The sequence below is a fragment of the Kitasatospora sp. CM 4170 genome, from assembly GCF_032110285.1.
GTDB lineage: Bacteria > Actinomycetota > Actinomycetes > Streptomycetales > Streptomycetaceae > Kitasatospora > Kitasatospora aburaviensis.
In genome coordinates this window covers 5,345,412-5,361,447 of the sequence record NZ_CP134877.1, presented here as the reverse complement: position 1 = coordinate 5,361,447, position 16,036 = coordinate 5,345,412, and the positions used below count along the sequence as shown (strand labels likewise).

The following is a 16,036-nucleotide window of genomic DNA, read 5'->3' as shown; positions in this document are numbered from 1 at the left end:
GCAGCCCGTGCGGGAGCTACGGCTCCTTGATCATCACAGCTGCGCGGTCGGCGGACTCTGCCTCTGGGCGATGTACAACCTCGGAATCAGGGCGGCCGACCTGGTTGCGCTCACCGCGGTGCAACCTGTCGCGGATGCCGTCTCGAACATCAAGCACCGCGTGCGCCAACTCGCCGATCTTGTTCACGACGATGGCTGCGCCAGCAAGCACTCCGATCACCGTTCCAACCCATCCAGCGGCGTTCAACTGCCAACCTCCTCGGCAATCAGCGGGACCGCGCACTTGCTCGTTGGTTGCCCATACACAGGGACAGCGCGTCGACTCTGGACCGCATCGTTCTTCGCCACGCGCTGCGATCGGGTCGGCCGGCAGCCGAAGGGAGTGGCGCGTGCGAACGCTGACGCGTCGATCATGCGCTCACCCGACCAGGGCGGGGCTTGCCCCGAACTCGGCTACCCAAGCTCGGGCGGCGCGCTCCTTGGTGCTGATCAGAATGCTGGTGAACTCAGGTCCGCCGGGGGTAGGAGGCTCCAACTCGCGCCACGCGCTCTCGGACACAGCCAGCGCCAGGACAGCGACGCTCGCGGCCAGAGTCCCCCGCAGTTCTGGGCCGTCGAGCAGACGGAACGCATGACTCACGTGTCGGCCGACGTAGCCGTGGTCGTCTCGGAAAACGTCACCACTGTGCAGTGCGGCGCGGAGCCGAATCTGAGCATCCGGCCGGGCTGAGTGGTTGTACTCGTGGATGGCGGAGGTCAGTGCTGGGACAACCCTGGAGGCCACAGTGTGGAGTTCTACGGACTCGTCGATCACAGCCATGATGCCGTCACCACGGTCAAGCAGGTCGTAACTCTCCGCCTCCAAACTGCCAGCGGCCAGCGCTCGACCAAGCGCGTCGTACAGGCCTCGACGCATATCGAGGCAGGCGATGTCCGTGCGGCCTGTTTGGTTGAAGCCGACGATGTCCAGGCCGAAGAAGATCTTGCGTACGTGCTCAATCAAGCGGTCACGCCCCCGAGAGTGGTATTCCTCAGCGTTCTGACTGAGTCAGAATACCACTCTGACGGCTAGTCACCAGCCTTGGACCGCAAGGACTCCAAGTCGTGGATGACGATCTGCCGCCGTTCGGTGGTCACTACACCCTCATCCCGCAGCAACCGCAGCGTCCTCACGACCGCCTCGCGGGAGGCGCCGGCCCATCCGGCCAGGTCCTGCTGGGAAAGGGGTAGCCGTACGACCCCAGCTGCTTCGTCCACTACTCCGATCTGCGGCACCAGGGCTACCAACCGCTCGGCGACACGCTGGGCAACGGTGTGGGTCGCCAGCTCCAGCCGACCTTGGTCAGCCTCGCGGAGCCGCTCGGTCACAATCCCGAGCACGGCGGCTGCAGCTTCAGGGTGCTTCGCTACCAGGGTCCGGAAGTCCTCAGCCGAGACTGCGAGGGCTGTCACATCGGTCAAGGCAATCACCGAGGCCGACCTTGGCGTGCCGTTGAGGGCGGCCTGCTCGCCGATGATCTCCGGCGCAGCTCGCAGGCCCAAGATGATCTCGACGTCATCTGCGTTGCGAGTGACCACCTTGGCGGATCCGGTGCGCAACATCACCACGTGGTTCGAGAGATCGCCCTCTTGGATGATCGTCTGACCTGCACGGAACCGGATCGCGGAGCCCATATCCTCCGCCGCAACCAGGCGCTCCAAGAGTGCGGCCTTCGAGAGGGCGCTTGCATCAGACATGGGAACTTCCTTCTGGACTCGGGCGGGCTCGCCCACAACGTAGAACACTTTGGTTGGACCCGGAATGACGGGAATTCAGCCTGGTCACGGTTGAGCTCGCCTGCGCCACGACGGACGTTGACTGGGCCATCAGGGCGAGGGTGGCCACCAGCGGGGGTCTCGGTGTTCCTCAGACGGTGGCAGCCTGCACCAGGCTCCTGCCCTCCAGAGCAGTCCTTGCCGCGTTCATCGCTGCCCTGGCCCGAGCAGCTCCCTGAGTGGCGATGCGTGCTCCGCTGACGCGTCCGGCCGCGCGGGGGCTGTGGCCCGCACAGGGCCTGCACATGCCCGGCTGGGGCACTGGGTCGCGGCACACGGCGCACTCTGCGTATGCAGGCCTTGCAGGCCGAACCGGTGGTGGCATCTTGCGCCCCAGGCGGGATCGGAGCACCGCCACCGCCGCATGCACCGGGGTCGGCAGGCCGGGCAGCAGGGCGTGCGCGAGGTCGGCCTGGGTCGCTCCGCGATCCAGCCACTGGGCGACCAGCGGGGCGAGCGTCCGCGCCTCGGCCTCGCCAAGGTGCAGGCGAGGTTCGGGGCGGATCACCCGGAACAGGGTGGCGACCGCCTCGCAGACCTGCTCGTCCGGCATCGCCGGGGCATCCACGGCGTCCGGGCGGTCTTCCTCCCGCCCTCCCGGCTCCTCGCTCGCCTCGTCGGCGGCCGGCTGGCCGTCGACCTGGCCGGCAGGGAGGGTGGGTTCTTGGTACCGGTTCTTTACTACAGGGGCGTCAGCATCACTGGTGGTCGCTTCACCGGAGACCGGACGGGTGGCACCCGGCAGCGCGAGCTGCGGGGTGTCGTAGACGTGGGTCTCGGTGCGGATGGTGCCGTCGGACATCCGGATCTTCTCGACCCGGTAGAAGCCGGCCTCGGTCAGCTCCTTCAGGGCCTTGCGGATCGCGCCGCGCCCCTGGGGGCTGGTGTCGGCCATGTGCCGGCCGTCCTCGCGCCAGCCGTCCGGGCGGGAGAGGAGGTCCGCGAGCAGGCCGCGGGCGGTGTAGCTCAGCCGCCGGTACTGGAGTACGGCGTTGGGCAGCACGGTGAAGTTGCGCACGTGGGCGCTACGATGGACGCGCATCTGGAGTGTCAGCTCCTGTTGCCGGACCCCGGAGCGTTGGCGCGCTGCCGGGGTCGCCTATTTTCGGTTGGATCACGGAACGTACCACGTCACGCCAGGCAGCAAGGGCCTTTTGCCGCAGCGGCCTTGATCACATTCCATGCTGGTCGATGGCATGGTTCGTGATGCTCGAACCGGCCGCGTTCGTGCTCCGGCTCCGCTAGCCTGCTTGGAGTGACGGAAGCGACTTACGACACCCCGAGCGGCGCGCGCTACAGCGAGATCACTGAGGATCTGGCGGTACTCGGCGAGGCTTTCGGGCTGGGTGAGGTCCGGCGATGCCGCTTCCTGTCGGACGGCCTGATGAACGGGAACTGGCGGCTGGATGCGGCCGAGGGCTCGTTCGCGTTGAAGCGGATCATGGATGTGCCGCTGCCGTTGGCTCGTCGGAATCTGGCTGTGCTGACGGCGCTGGCCGACGATGGCCTGCCGGTGGGCCGGGCCCGGATCTCCTCGATCGGAGACACGGTGAGCGAGGTCGCCGACCGCGGGTACTGCCTGATTCCATGGATGGAAGGCAGCCACCAGCCGGGCACGGCGCTCTCGATCGACCAGGCTGCTGACCTCGGCGTTCTCCTCGGGCAGATCCATCGGAGCCTGAACGGTGAGCGGCTGGCCGGCCTGCTGCCGCCTGGGCCGGAGCAGATGACCGTCTCGGTGACCAGGCCCGCTGCGGCCCTCCAGGAGGCGGACCGGTTCGTCGCGTTGGTCGCGGCCTTGGAGAGCCGGACGGCGTTCGACGCCGAGGCGGCCGCGGCGCTGGCCGAGCGCAAGGTGCTGTTGGAGAAGTACGGGCACGAGCGCCCGGCCGGCGAGGTGGCGGTCGGGCCGGTGGGGTGGACGCACGGGGATGTGCAGCACCGGAACGTGCTGTGGCTCGACGGCAAGATCACCGGGGTGATCGACTGGGACCGGATCCGGGTCCGGCCGTTCGGCGAGGAGGTCGCCCGCACCGCCACGGTGCAGTTCGGCGGTGAGGACGGCTTCCTCGATCTGGAGCGGACCTCCGCGTTCGTGGCCGGCTACCGGTCGGTGGTGCCGATCCCGGTGCCGGCGCTGGCGGACGCGGTGGAGCGGCTGTGGTGGAAGCGCATGTCGGACTACTGGCAGCTGGTCTTCCACTACGACCGCGCCGACCACTCGTGCGACCACTTGTTCCTGCCTGCCGAGCGCTTCCTGGCCTGGTGGACCGAGCGGCGTGCGGACGTGCAGGAGGCGTTCGCGGCTATGCCGTGAGCACCGCGCGGGCCAGGACGGTGGCGAGGGCCTCGGCCACCTGTTCCATGTAGTCAGAGGCAGGGACCTGCGGGACTTTGAGAACGATCATCTGCCGCAGGGCCTTGTAGTAGTTCGGCAGCGCATCCCTGGTCGGCAGCCGGTACGGGCTGGCGGCGAGGTGGGGCCAGTAGCGGGCGGCCAGGTCGGGACGTTGCAGCAGCGGTGTCTGGGTCCAGTCCTCGTACTGCGAGCGGATGGGGACACCGGCTGCCTTGCACTGCTCGTACAGCGCCCTGGGGTCGGGTACGCGGGCGCTGATCGTCAGCGGGGTGCCGTACCAGCCTCGGACCGAAAGCTCGCCGATCGAGGGCCAAGCGATGGGCGCGTCGTACTCCTCCAGGGCTTTGCGGAGGGTGGCCAGGTTCTGTTCCGCGGCGAGCATCCGGGTGGGCAGGGAGCGGAGCTGCTGGCGGGCGATGACGGCGGAGACAGCCGGCATCCGGTACTTGTAGGCGGCTCCGGTGCCGGTGAGTGGCCAGAGTTCGGGGAAGGTGAGTTCGGCGGCCAGCCGGGCAGGGTGATGGCCGAGGGTGAGGGCGCGCTCGTAGATCTCCCGGTCGGAGGTGGTGAGCACGCCGCCTTCGCCGCCGGAGACGGCCTTGGATTCCTGGAGGCTGAAGCACCCGGCGGCTCCCCAGGAGCCGACGGCCCGGCCCTGGTAGACGGCGCCGTGGGCGTGCGAGCAGTCCTCGACGATCGGCAGCTCGGTGGCCTTGGCGAGCTGGTCCATGCGGGCGGGAATGCCCCAGGTGTGGGTGGCGAGGACGGCGGAGCACTCGTCGGCAGACTGGGCGACGGCAGTGGCGGCGATGTTCGGGCTGTCCGGCTCGATGTCGCAGAAGACGGGGTAGCTGCCGGCCTGGAAGACCGCGGTGATGGCGGAGATCCAGGTCATCGGGGAGACGGCGACGCCGGCTTCGGGGTTGGCGCCGACCGCGTGGAGCGCGGCGTGCAGGGAGGCGGTGCCGGAGTTCAACGACAGCGCGTGGCGTGTGCCGGTGAGGCGAGTGAAGGCGGCTTCGAGCGCGTTGGTGGCCGGACCCCGGTTGATCTCGGAGAGGTGGCCGTCGTCGAGGAGCTTGAGGACGGCGTCCTTCTCGGCCTGTCCGTACTTGGGCTCGCGGGGGAACGGGAGCGTGACCTTGGGGTCGTTCATGGCGTCCTTCCAGTCGGAGCGGTGAGGGGGTGGCGGAGCGACTACGGGCGTCGCCGTTCGGAGGAGTGGCCGTCGGGGGTGATGCGGGGGACGGCGGTCAGGTGGCCGTGGTCGAGGTCGTCGAGGTCGGCCTGGATCTGGGCAGCTCGCAGCCGGAGCATGCTGTGGTCGTCGCAGGAAGCGTGGAAGCGCAGCAGCGAGACCGCGATGCGCAGGCGGAACAGGACGAGCGGCAGCAGGCTCTCGGCTGGGAACGGTCCGTCGAAGTAGCCGTCGAGGAGGGCCTCGGTCATCGGGGCCGGTTCGCGTAGGGACCAGCCGGCGAGTTCGGCCAGCGGGTGACCGCCTCGGACGCTCTCCAAGTCGACGACGCCGGTGATGTGCCGGCCGTCCGTGAAGAGGTGGCGTCCGGCCCAGTCGCCGTGCAGGAGCTTGGGCGGCGCCGGCGGGAGGCGGTCGGCTCCGGCTTCGAGAGTGCACCGGATGCGATCCAGCAGTCCGGGCAGGTCGAGGCCGTCGAGGCTGGGGGCGCTGCGGGTGGGCAGGGCGAGGAACCAGCCTTGGATGGTGGAGTGTTGGCCGATGCCGTGTCCGTCGAGCTGGCCGAAGCTGCTGACCTCGATGGTGTGCAGTCGGCGGAGGACCTCTCCGGCTCGGGCGGCGGCGTCCAGGTCTTGCGGCTGTGGCGGCTCCGCTTCGATCGGTTGGCCCTGGCACCGGGTCTCGACGCATGCCTCCCTGCTATGCCAGAGGACGTGGGCGGCAGGGATGCCTATTTCTCGCATCCGGGCGGAGGCCCAGGCGGCGGTCGGGTATCGCGAACGGCTGCCCGCACGGCGGACTTTGACGACCAGGTCGTGGCCGCTGCGGGTGGCGACGGCGAAGGGAAGGCTGTCCGTTCCGGACCGCAGGGGCGTGAAGCGCGCGTCGGTGGCGTCGAAGCCCGCTGCGGTGAGCACGTCGAGCAGCAGCGGGTGCGGGCGGTTGATCACGGCATCAGGGGCGGACATCGGGCACCTCCGGCACCGCGATGGGGCGGCGGCGGACAGCGGACTGGAGGGCGGCGTCCAGCAGCGCGATCGAGCCGAGGTTGTCAGCGGCGGGCACGGGAATGGCGTCCGCCTGGTGGAGGGCGTCCACCATGGCGGTGATGCACCGCTGGTAGGCCGGCGGCCCGGCCTCGGCCGCCTTCTGCCGGTTGGCGGGGTCTGGGGCCCAGCGTGCGGCGAAGCCACGGGCCTCCACACACCAGGTGCCGTTGGCGTCGGTCCGCAGGAACGGGTCCACGATGTACCCGCCCCGGTGGGTGAACAGCGAGCCGTCGGCGAACCGCACGGTGATCGCGGCGAGCGCGCTGTGCGGTGCGAGGAAGCCGGTCGGCGTCTCGGTGCAGGTGACCTCGGTCGGCGGTGCAGTGATCAGGGCGCGGACCTGGTCGAAGGCGTGCACCGCGAGGTCGGTGGTGACGGGCAGGTGCTGGCCGCTGCGGAAGCCCGGTCCGGACAGGGTGACGAGGGTGTCGGCGGTGACGACGAAGGGCGGCCTGCCGCCGAGGCGGACCGTGTCACGGAAGGCGAGGAAGCCAGGGTCGGCGCCTCGGTTCTGCATGACGGCCAGCAGCAGGCCGCGGTCCCGTGCGAGGTGGACGAGGTCCAGGGCGTCGGGCAGGTTCAGGGCCAGGGGCTTCTCGGTCAGGACGTGGAGTCCCTGGGAGAGGGCTTCACGGCTGACGCGGTAGTGGTGGTCGGGCGGGGTGAGGTTGACGACGACGTCGACCGGGGCCAGGGCGCGCGCCTCGTCGAGCGTCGTGGCGAACGCCGGGCTCAGCTCGTACCGGTCGGCGAGAGCGCGCGCCGCCTGCTTGTCGGGGTCGACGAGAGCGGCGATCTCGATGCGGTGGTCTGCGAGCAGGGAGCGAACCCAGCGGCTTGCGATGGCTCCGCAGCCGATCAGTGCGGCCTTCACGATGCCTCCTGGCGCTCGCCGGCCTGGTGGCGGTGGATGTGGTCGAGGGCGCGTGCGGCGAGTTCCTCGGGCGAGCCGGTGGTGGTGTCGAGTCGGACGACGGCGGGGGCGAGCGGGTGGTCGAAGTAGGCGTTGAAATGCTCGCTGAAGTGACGGTCGTAGAAGATCGTCGGCATGCCCTTGCGCAGGCGGGCCCGACAGGCGAGCACGTCCGGGTCTGCGGTGAGGACGACCGTCAGGTCGGGCATCGCCACGGCCCGGCTGGTGACGGCGTGTTGGGCCTGGTCGTCGCAGTCGAAGCCGTTCATCCGGCCGACGGCGTGCGCGTGGGCGAGGAGGGTGTCCACGGTGCGGTCGAGGATCACGTCTCGCCCCTCGGCGAGGGCCCGTCGGGCCCCGGCGAGCCGGAGGTCCTCGACGTCGAGGAACTGGGTGATGTTGGCGAGTTGGTGCTCGGCCGTGAAGGGTTCGGGGGCCGGCAGCCGGGTGGGGTCCGGACTGGCGTGGAAGTAGCAGGGGATGACAGCGGGCTGGTTGAGGTGCGTGGCGAGTGCGGCGGCCAGCGTGGTCTTGCCGACGCAGCTGACGCCCTCGATGCCGAGGATCACGGTGTCTCCCTGTCCGTGGTGAGGGGTGGGTCCGTGCGGCGGTTGCTCTTGGGGGCGAGCGCCGAGCACCTGGTGCCGGTGACGGCCCAGCGGCCGAGGGCGGTCAGCGGGCCGATGCTCTTGAGCAGCAGTCCGGCCAGCGTCTCCGCGCTCTGCGCGGCGGTCTCCCGTACGGTCAGCGACCGGCCTTCGGCCTTGGCAAGCCAGCGGACCGGAGCGACGGTGGCTGCCCAGATCGCGGTCGTGGCCACTGCCCGTACTGGCAGGCGCGTACGCGGCCCGAGCACGAGGGCCAGGCAGGCGGCCGTCGCGGGCGAGACCAGCAGCCAGGCCATGCCCCGGTAGGTGCCGATGGTGAGGGCTGCTGCGTGATCGAGGCGGCTGCCGTGGCCCTGGGCGTACCAGCGGGCGGCGCACTGCGGGTAGTCGAGGTAGCTCTGGAACCAGCGCTCGCTCTGGGACAGCAGCTCCGGCAGGTACTCGGCCGCCGGCACGGTGGTGGTGAAGGGGAAGCTGTCGACCGGGATGCTGTCCAGGGTGAGCCGGTAGCCGAAGGCGACGTCGTCGAGGACGGTGAAGGTGGGCAGCCCGCCGACCTCGTGGAAGACGTCCATACGCACGAGCAGCCCATGGCCGACCGTCTGGGCCAGGCCGCGAAGGCCGGTGTCCGGGCGGCGGGTGGCGTCGGCGTACCGGCGGAGGTTGGGAATCTCGCGGCGGAGAGTCCACAACGTCTGGGCTCGGGCGGCGCCTCGGCACAGGGCCCGCTCCCATGAGGTGCCGGCGGCGCCCTGGGTGGCGAAGCGAGCGGACTGCTGGACGACGCGGGGCAGCTCGCCGTGCTCCGCCCGGTGGCGCGCCAGGAACTCGGCGGTGCGCTGCAGCAGCTCACCGCTCGGACGGGAATCGATGTCGTAGACGGCGACGTACTCCTCGGCGGAGCCGGTTCCGAGCTGCTCGGCAGCGGTGTTCACCTGCGCGGCCTTCCGCCCGTCGCCTTGGTGGTGGACGTGCCGGACCACCGGCTCACGGAGGTGCGCGATCTCGCTCGCGATGACGTCCGCCGTGGTGGGGAAGGCCGACAGGGCCTCGGCGGCCGTCGCCGGTGTGAGCGCCTGCTCGCCGGTCCTGGCCAGCGCCTCGGCGAGAGCGGCCAACTCGTCGTCGGTCAGCTGCGGGAAGCGCTGCACCGTAAGGTCGGCCGCCGTCGCCCCGGCCAGCCGGCCGACGAGGTGTTCGCGCTCGCGCTCCTCGCGCGCCGTGGACACCAGGGTCAGCGTCGACCCCGGGAACTGGCGCAGGAGCGGCACGAACCACGCCAGCGCACCGGCGATGTGCCGCTGCTCGCGCAGCACCGGGATGACGACGTGCAGCACCATCGGCTCCACCGCCGACGGCGGCGGGGCGGGCCGGTCTACCTGGGCCAGTGTCTGGCGAACCTGCCTCAGCCCGTTCAGGTTGCGCGCGGCCACGGCGGCGGCGATCCACCAGGTGGGGCGCCGCCAGAACGGCTTGTAGTCGTTCACTCGGGTTCTCCCGAGCCGACGTAGTCGTGGAACAGCCGGTAGGTGTCCCGGAGCTGTCCGGCCGGGTAGCCGTCCTGCCAGGGCTTGTCGGGACCGGCGAAGTGCACCAGGGCGGCGGTCTGTTCGTCCTCCAGGAGCTGGGCGAGCGGGCTGTCGGCCTCGGCGTAGTGGATGAACCCGGGCTGGGCGGCCTGCGGGGACATGGCGAAGGTGTTCCAACGCCGTTCCAGTCGGTGCCAGTTGTCGTCGACGGCCCAGTTCAGCGCGTCCTGGTCCCAGAACCGGACCTTGTCCGGGTGCTCGGACAGGAACTGCCGCGACCGTTCGAAGACGCCGAGCCGCTGGCAGCGGTCGAGGTCGATGAGCATCACGCCGCTGTTGAAGTAGTCCCGGCCGTACGGCACTCCGAGCTGGTCCCAGCCCGGCAGCTGGATGCCTCGGCCGATGACCGGGTTCTGTGGGTCGCGCACCGCGCCGATCGGGCGCCCGTCGAGGGACTGCCTCAGCAGCGGGCGCAGGTCCCCGAGCACCAGGGTGTCGGCGTCCAGGTAGAGCACCCGGCGTTCGTCGGGGATGACCTCCGGGATGGCCAGGCGTACGTACACCGCGCCGCTCACCCAGTCGGAGACCGGGTAGCGCGGGTCGGTCATGGGTGCCGGCCGCAGCTCGGTCCGCAGGCCCATGCGGTCGGCGTCCCGCAGGATCGCCTGCCGGTTGGCGTCGCTGACCTGCTGGTCGAGAACAATCAGACGGAACTCGTCGACGGCACCAGGGTGGGCGGCGGCGATCGAGTGCATCAGCGTCCTCAGCGGGCGGGCGTATCCGTCGTCGACGCCGCAGACGATCGGGGGCAGTGGGCGCGGGACGGTGCTCACGAGTCGCTCCTTCCGGTGGTGGCGGTGGCCTGGTGAGGGAAGTGCTGCTCGGCCCAGTCGAGGGTCTGGCGCAGGCCGTCGCGCAGGTGGGTGGTGGGCTCCCAGCCGAGGTGGGCGCGGGCCGCGGTGATGTCGGGGCAGCGGCGCTTCGGGTCGTCGGCGGGCAGCGGGACGAAGGTGATCGCGGACGAGGAACAGGCCAGCGCCCGGATCTCCTCGGCGAGCTGGAGCATGGTGATCTCATGCGGGTTGCCCAGGTTCACCGGGTCGGTGTGCTCCGTCGTGGCGGCGGCGAGGAGGCCATTGACGGTGTCGGCCACGAAGCACAGCGAGCGCGTCTGGCTGCCGTCGCCGGCCACGGTGAGCGGATCGCCCGCCAACGCCTGCTGGATAAACACGGGCACGGCACGGCCGTCGTCGGCGCGCATCCTGGGGCCGTAGGTGTTGAAGATCCGCACGATCCGAGTGCGGGTGTTGCCGGAGCGCTGGAAGCACGAGGTCAGCGCCTCGGCGTACCGCTTGGCCTCGTCGTACACACTCCGAGGGCCCACCGGGTTCACGTTGCCCCAGTACCGCTCCGGCTGCGGGTGCACGAGCGGGTCGCCGTACACCTCGGACGTCGACGCGAGCAGGAACCGGGCGCGCTTGGCCTCGGCCAGCTCCAGAGCGTTGAGCGTGCCCATCGCACCGACCTTCAGGGTGGCCAGCGGGTGGCGGGCGTAGTCGAGGGGCGACGCGGGCGAGGCCAGGTGGAAGACGAAGTCCACCGGCCCGGCCACGGCGAAGGGCCGGCTCACGTCGTCGGTCTGGAAGCTGAACCTTCCGGCCGAGCGCAGGCCCGACAGGTTGTCGAGGCGGCCGGTCAGCAGGTTGTCGACGGCGATCACCTCCGCGCCGAGGTCCAGCAGGCGCTCGCACAGGTGCGAGCCGATGAACCCGGCGGCCCCGGTGACGACGGCGGTGCGGCCGGCGTAGGCGCTGGTTATTGCCGTTCCTGCCGAATCCCGCGGAACCGACTGTGGTGTGGGTGGGTGTGGCACGGTGCTTCTCCTCCAACTCGTAGGCGGGCGGCGGACTGGAGCCTCAGGCGACCGACTCCCCATCCGGGAGGGCGCGCGCCGGCGGCACCGCGAACTGCTGCTCGGCACCGAGCTGGTGCTGGGCAACGCTCCCGAGCAGCGCGAGTGTGACGATGTGGCCCAGCCTCCACAGCACGGCGAGCGCCGTACCCAGCGGGTCGCTATGTCCCCCGCGGTGACGGCCTCGCTTCGGGATCACGGCTGCGTCCATGGCTGGTTCCCCTCCGCTCTCGTCGGACGACGGCTGGCCCAGCGTCGCGGCGTGGCCGATCGTCGCGGAACGTTTCCAGGGGGTTTCTCTCCGAGATCGCCCGCGCCGCGGCGGGTAGCAGTACGCTCACCAACAGGGCTTTGATCGGCGGGGGTTGAGATGAGCGACGACGTTCTGGCGGTCCATCCGCTCACCTATCTCCTGCGGTCACGCGGATGGGGAAAGATCCAGTTCGCGCGAATGATGTGCGCTCACGGCGCCACGCTGAAGATCCACCTGGCGACCAACCGGACGCTGGTTTGGAAGTGGGAGCAGGGCCAGGCACCCGAGCCGGATGCGCAGTACGTCCTGGCAGACCTTCTGGGCATCAACCCTCGTAGCCTGGTGGCCAATCCGTGGCCGCGATGGCTCCCCGTCTGGGAGGTGACCGGCATCACGGCGCCGTGGACAAAGGCCGGTACCGTGGACGTACTGGTGGAACTGGTCAGGAGTGGTCATATGGATCGGCGGGGCTTTCTCACCATCACCGGGGCCGCCATGGCCACCGTCGCCGCGAGCTGGGCCTCAGCCTCACCGGCCTTCGCTTCGGCCCTCAACGGCGACCAGGTGACCGACGCCATGGTCGACACCCTGGAAGCCCGCGTCGCCACCCTCCAGACCTTGGACGCCCAGATGGGCGGCGCTCGCCTCATCGAGCAGGCCCGCGGCGACCTCGCGATCATCACCACCCTGCTCAAGCAGGGCCGCCACACCGAAGCCGTCGAAGCCCGCCTCTACGGTCTGGCCGCCCAGGTCAACTACATCGCCGGCTGGATGGCCTACGACAGCGGCCTCCGGTCCGCCGGCCAGCAGTACTACCTCGGCGCGCTCCGCGCCGCCAAGACCGTCGGCGACGACGCCCTCGGCGCCTTCCTGCTCGCCGAGATGGGCGTCCACCTCTCCGACAACGGCAACCCCGCCGAGCGCGTGGCCCAGGTCGAGACCGCGCTCGCCAACACCCCCACGACGATGCAGCCCGGCGTCCGCAGCTACCTCGAACTCCACCACGCCGAGAGCCTCTCCCGCGACGGCCGGCACCAGAAGGCCGGCTCCGCCCTCAACCGCGCCCACGACCTCTGGGCGAAGAACGGCGGCGACCAGCTCCCGAGCTGGCTGTCCTGGTACGGCGACGCCCAACTCAGCTCCACCGAGGGCAAGGTCATGCTCCGCGCCGGCCAGGTCGAGCGCGCCACCAGCGCCCTCGCCTCCTCCATCGACCACGCCGTCCCCCGCGACCAGGCCGTCCGCTCCGGCCGCCTCGCCACCGCCCGACTCGCCGGCAAGGACCTCGACGGCGCCCTCGACGCCGCCAGCCGCGGCCTCGGCCTCCTCGAAACCAAGGTCCACTCCGTCCGAGCCGTCAACCGCCTCACCAAGTTCGACGGCTACCTCAAGCCGTACGCCGCCGAGCCCGCCGTCGCCGAGTTCCGCGAGCGCCTGCGCGCGCTGCCGGCCATGGCGGCCTGAGATCGCCGAGGCGGGCCCGTCCACTGTGCGGGCATGATCACCGGCGACGGCGGGCCTCGGCGCCCGCCGCGTCGAAGCGAGGAAGGGAGGAAGGGAGGACGCCATGGTGTCGAGCATGACCGAGTCAGCAGCTCGCGCACAGTTGCTGCAGCACCTCACCGAGACACTCCGGAACCTGCCGGCCGGGTCGGCGCTCGTACGATTGCACCCCGACCTTCCGAAGGCGGCCTTCAATGCTGGTGCCACAGTGCGGTTCGAGCACGATCTCGCTGACGTTGATGAGACCATCGTCCCCGCGCGCTTCAACATCGCGTACTGGGTGAGCGGCCTCTCCCCCGCCGACTCCGATCGGAACTTCGACCTCCTGCTGGAGGCTTGGCGGGACAGCGGCTGGCGGACAAATGCCACGCGGGATGCCGGCCCGCGCGCCGGCTACGCCGATACCATCGACGGTTTCCATCTCGCGCTCCAGCAGAGCGTGCAGGGGTACCTCAGCCTGCACGGATCAACGCCCCGCTTCTGGCCAGGCCCGGACGAGGGCAGCCCTCTCCCGGACCGCATCGACCACCCTGCCTGAACACCTGACCTGAGCCCCAGGCAGACCAACACCGACGCACTTTCTGGCGCGGGAGTGCCGCCCGCGCGATCAAGGTGATGGCCGAAGGACCAGTGCCATCCTCGTCGCGTGCTGCGGAGGCCGGCACTCTTCCAGGTGATTGACATACAGATCCGCTGACGGACAGTCAGCCGCGGCGGTACACCGGATGGCACGAGAGACCATCACCTCGATCCGGAGGTCCACGTGTACTTTCAGCGATCCGCTGTACGGCGAACCATCGCGGTGGCCATCGCTTCAGGGCTGGCGCTCCTGGCACCCGCGCCTGCCACGGCCGCCCCGAACCCGCCGAAGCCGCACCGGCAGGTCTACGCCTACGTCACCAGCTCCGACGGGCACGTCTACCTGATCGACACGAGGACCAACGCCGTCCAAGGGCTCGGGACCACCGCCATCGGCGGCGGCCCCGACCAGGTGGCGGTCACCCCCGACGGCGCCGGCCTCTACGTGACCAACGCCTTCAAGTACGTGTCGGCGGTCAACATCGCCAAGAAGAGCGTCACGAACATCCCCTTCGACAAGAGCGAACTCTCTCCCGACATCCTCTACGGGGAAGCGATCGCCCCCGACGGCAAGCACGTCTACGTGGCCGTCCAGAACCCCTTCCACGGGGACAAGGTGTCGGTGATCGACACCGCCACCAACCAGGTCTCCGCCACCATCCAGATCAGCAGGCCCCACCAGGTGGTGATCAGTCCCAACGGCAAGCGCCTCTACGTGACCGGCGACAAGGGCGGCCTGTCCGTGATCAACACCACCAACGACCAGATCATCACCACCATCCACCTCGACGAGCCGGCCAACGGCGTGGCGGTCACCCCCGACGGCAAGCGCCTCTACGTGACCGGGAACAGCGGGACCGTCTCGGTGATCAACCTCGCCAAGCGGAAGATCGTCCGCACCATCCCCGGTGCCGGCACGGGCGGGCTGGCGATCAGCCCGAACGGCAACCGGGCCTACGTGGTCGGCGTCGACAACAAGGCCAAGCAGGGCAAGGTGTCAGTGATCAACACCACCACCGGCAAGGTCACCAAGACCATCCCCATCGGCGACGCCCTGCCGACCAACGGCTCGGGCAGGTACTTCCTTCCCTCGGAGGTGGCCCTCACCCCCGACGGAAAGAGCGCCTACGTGGTCGGCTCCTACGGCCACGGGACAGCCCAGGGGACGGTGTTCGCGATCAACACCGCGACCGACGCGGTGACCCCCATCACCGTTGGCGCCGGCGACACCATGGGAGTGGCCACTGGGCGGCTGTGACGGCGACATGAGCTGACGCAACATCATCGCATCGGATACGCACCTCGGCCCTGGCCCCAAGAGGGGGTCGATCCCGAGTCGGCACCCTCGGAAATCAGCAGGCCAGTCGCCTGCGCCGGTCATGCCGAACGCCGCATCCGACGCACACCGCGCATTATCCGAGGTAGGTGTACCGAAAGAGCCCGTCGAAGCCGAGTCCTCGGTACATCTGGTCGAACGACTCCCACTCGCGGTCGTCTCCGGTGTCGTCTCGGGCTGCGGTGACGTCGGCGGTCTCCAGGCCGTGCTCGCGCCACTCGTGGGCGCAGCGACAACGGACGAAGACCAGGTCGGGTTGGACGTGGATCAGGAGCCAGTCGCGGGCGGCGTCGCACATGGCGCAGGTGATGGTGATGCCGCGGGGGTTGAGGGGTTCGGGGTGGGGGACGGCGAGGACGACGTTGCGGTGGGGGTTGCGGTTGGCGTCAGCGGGGTTGGTCAAGTGCGGTGCCCTTCCGTGGTGTGACGGGTTCAAGCACCACACGACGACGGAGGGGCTGGGATGCTTCCCGATCGCGCAAGAAGACATCAAATCGACACCCCGGCCGGGCGGTTGCCCGGCCGGGGTGCGGTGGAGGGTCAGTCCTTGCTGGGGATGAAGAGCCAGTCGCTGTCACCGACGATGCCGTAGAGGCGGTCGAACTCGGCCCGGTCGTGGCCGGACATGGCATCGACGGCGTCGCCGACGACGCTGCCGGCCGGGAGCTTGGCGAAGTACCGGAGCAGGAGGGCGATGAGGGCCTGGGTGGCGTCGTCCGTCATGCGTGCGTGCACGACCTCGCGGTTGTGCCGGGTCATACATGCATCGAGCTCTTCGTGGGTGGCGCTGTCAGCGAGGGCGCGCTCCTCCGTGGTGAAGGGGCGCCCGTCCTGGTGGAGCAGGATGTTGGTGCTGCGGTACTGCGAGAAGTCCGCGTTGCACAGCAGGTCGATGACGTTGGGGCGGATGCTGGGCTGGGTCATGAGTCTCCTGGTGGAAGGGGATGGGGTGTGCCGAAGGCGGCGGAGGTGGGACGGGAAA

The 16,036-nt window shown here is 69.9% G+C and carries 18 protein-coding genes; 4 read left to right on the top strand and 14 right to left on the bottom strand.

The features are described 5' to 3' along the window. Positions 1-16: 16 nt before the first annotated feature. The 4 genes from RMN57_RS22975 to RMN57_RS22960 form a co-directional block, all read right to left on the bottom strand. On the bottom strand, positions 17-247 hold the full coding sequence (locus RMN57_RS22975) for a hypothetical protein (RefSeq protein ID WP_313765216.1): 231 nt from the start codon (positions 245-247) through the stop codon (positions 17-19). Between the two features lie 171 nt (positions 248-418). Next, the gene (locus tag RMN57_RS22970) at positions 419-1,003 is read right to left on the bottom strand and encodes a hypothetical protein (protein WP_313765215.1); all 585 of its coding nucleotides are present in this window, start codon (positions 1,001-1,003) and stop codon (positions 419-421) included. Positions 1,004-1,068: 65 nt separating this feature from the next. After that, a complete protein-coding gene (locus tag RMN57_RS22965; RefSeq protein WP_313765214.1) occupies positions 1,069-1,737 on the bottom strand; it encodes a Crp/Fnr family transcriptional regulator in 669 nt (222 codons plus the stop codon). 169 nt (positions 1,738-1,906) lie between these two features. After that, a complete protein-coding gene (locus RMN57_RS22960; RefSeq protein ID WP_313765213.1) occupies positions 1,907-2,857 on the bottom strand; it encodes a hypothetical protein in 951 nt (316 codons plus the stop codon). Between the two features lie 213 nt (positions 2,858-3,070). On the opposite strand from RMN57_RS22960, the gene RMN57_RS22955 reads away from it, so the two are divergent. Then, positions 3,071-4,132, top strand: coding sequence for a phosphotransferase (locus RMN57_RS22955; protein WP_313765212.1), 1,062 nt, complete (start codon positions 3,071-3,073; stop codon positions 4,130-4,132). Here RMN57_RS22955 and RMN57_RS22950 read toward each other — a convergent pair. The 8 genes from RMN57_RS22950 to RMN57_RS22915 form a co-directional block, all read right to left on the bottom strand. Beyond that, a complete protein-coding gene (locus RMN57_RS22950; protein WP_313765211.1) occupies positions 4,122-5,330 on the bottom strand; it encodes a DegT/DnrJ/EryC1/StrS family aminotransferase in 1,209 nt (402 codons plus the stop codon). The genes RMN57_RS22955 and RMN57_RS22950 overlap by 11 nt on opposite strands. A 41-nt stretch (positions 5,331-5,371) precedes the next feature. Further along, the gene (locus RMN57_RS22945; RefSeq protein WP_313765210.1) at positions 5,372-6,340 is read right to left on the bottom strand and encodes an aminoglycoside phosphotransferase family protein; all 969 of its coding nucleotides are present in this window, start codon (positions 6,338-6,340) and stop codon (positions 5,372-5,374) included. Further along, complete coding sequence (locus tag RMN57_RS22940) at positions 6,327-7,295, bottom strand: Gfo/Idh/MocA family oxidoreductase (protein WP_313765209.1); 969 nt, start codon at positions 7,293-7,295, stop codon at positions 6,327-6,329. The genes RMN57_RS22945 and RMN57_RS22940 overlap by 14 nt, the downstream gene beginning before the upstream one ends. Further along, positions 7,292-7,903 (bottom strand): AAA family ATPase, encoded by a 612-nt coding sequence (locus RMN57_RS22935; RefSeq protein ID WP_313765208.1) that lies wholly within the window; start codon positions 7,901-7,903, stop codon positions 7,292-7,294. Before RMN57_RS22935 ends, RMN57_RS22940 begins: the two co-directional genes overlap by 4 nt. Next, positions 7,900-9,429, bottom strand: a complete 1,530-nt coding sequence (locus RMN57_RS22930; RefSeq protein WP_313765207.1) for a hypothetical protein — start codon at positions 9,427-9,429, stop codon at positions 7,900-7,902. Before RMN57_RS22930 ends, RMN57_RS22935 begins: the two co-directional genes overlap by 4 nt. Continuing rightward, on the bottom strand, positions 9,426-10,304 hold the full coding sequence (locus RMN57_RS22925; protein ID WP_313765206.1) for a glycosyltransferase family 8 protein: 879 nt from the start codon (positions 10,302-10,304) through the stop codon (positions 9,426-9,428). Before RMN57_RS22925 ends, RMN57_RS22930 begins: the two co-directional genes overlap by 4 nt. Further along, positions 10,301-11,290, bottom strand: coding sequence for a UDP-glucuronic acid decarboxylase family protein (locus RMN57_RS22920; RefSeq protein WP_313767926.1), 990 nt, complete (start codon positions 11,288-11,290; stop codon positions 10,301-10,303). The genes RMN57_RS22925 and RMN57_RS22920 overlap by 4 nt, the downstream gene beginning before the upstream one ends. Positions 11,291-11,387: 97 nt before the next feature. Beyond that, complete coding sequence (locus RMN57_RS22915) at positions 11,388-11,519, bottom strand: hypothetical protein (protein ID WP_313765205.1); 132 nt, start codon at positions 11,517-11,519, stop codon at positions 11,388-11,390. A gap of 234 nt (positions 11,520-11,753) precedes the next feature. Here RMN57_RS22915 and RMN57_RS22910 point away from each other — a divergent pair, with 234 nt between their 5' ends. The 3 genes from RMN57_RS22910 to RMN57_RS22900 all read left to right on the top strand — a co-directional run bounded on the left by RMN57_RS22910 (position 11,754) and on the right by RMN57_RS22900 (position 14,976). After that, complete coding sequence (locus tag RMN57_RS22910) at positions 11,754-13,100, top strand: transcriptional regulator (RefSeq protein WP_313765204.1); 1,347 nt, start codon at positions 11,754-11,756, stop codon at positions 13,098-13,100. A 115-nt stretch (positions 13,101-13,215) separates the two neighbouring features. Further along, positions 13,216-13,677, top strand: a complete 462-nt coding sequence (locus tag RMN57_RS22905) for a hypothetical protein (protein WP_313765203.1) — start codon at positions 13,216-13,218, stop codon at positions 13,675-13,677. Between the two features lie 264 nt (positions 13,678-13,941). Then, entirely contained in the window at positions 13,942-14,976 is a 1,035-nt protein-coding gene (locus tag RMN57_RS22900) for a YncE family protein (protein WP_313765202.1), read from the top strand. Between the two features lie 154 nt (positions 14,977-15,130). Here RMN57_RS22900 and RMN57_RS22895 read toward each other — a convergent pair whose 3' ends face one another. Both RMN57_RS22895 and RMN57_RS22890 read right to left on the bottom strand, forming a co-directional pair. After that, the gene (locus tag RMN57_RS22895) at positions 15,131-15,457 is read right to left on the bottom strand and encodes a hypothetical protein (protein ID WP_313765201.1); all 327 of its coding nucleotides are present in this window, start codon (positions 15,455-15,457) and stop codon (positions 15,131-15,133) included. Between the two features lie 137 nt (positions 15,458-15,594). Beyond that, positions 15,595-15,978, bottom strand: coding sequence for a hypothetical protein (locus tag RMN57_RS22890; RefSeq protein WP_313765200.1), 384 nt, complete (start codon positions 15,976-15,978; stop codon positions 15,595-15,597). Positions 15,979-16,036 lie beyond the last annotated feature (58 nt).

Bases quoted from the DNA above. Each gene is read 5' to 3' on its own strand.
- RMN57_RS22945 (WP_313765210.1), bottom strand. From the start codon at position 6,340: ATGTCCGCCCCTGATGCCGTGATCAACCGCCCGCACCCGCTGCTGCTC.
- RMN57_RS22950 (WP_313765211.1), bottom strand. From the start codon at position 5,330: ATGAACGACCCCAAGGTCACGCTCCCGTTCCCCCGCGAGCCCAAGTAC.
- RMN57_RS22890 (WP_313765200.1), bottom strand. From the start codon at position 15,978: ATGACCCAGCCCAGCATCCGCCCCAACGTCATCGACCTGCTGTGCAAC.
- RMN57_RS22960 (WP_313765213.1), bottom strand. From the start codon at position 2,857: ATGCGCGTCCATCGTAGCGCCCACGTGCGCAACTTCACCGTGCTGCCC.
- RMN57_RS22910 (WP_313765204.1), top strand. From the start codon at position 11,754: ATGAGCGACGACGTTCTGGCGGTCCATCCGCTCACCTATCTCCTGCGG.
- RMN57_RS22965 (WP_313765214.1), bottom strand. From the start codon at position 1,737: ATGTCTGATGCAAGCGCCCTCTCGAAGGCCGCACTCTTGGAGCGCCTG.
- RMN57_RS22905 (WP_313765203.1), top strand. From the start codon at position 13,216: ATGACCGAGTCAGCAGCTCGCGCACAGTTGCTGCAGCACCTCACCGAG.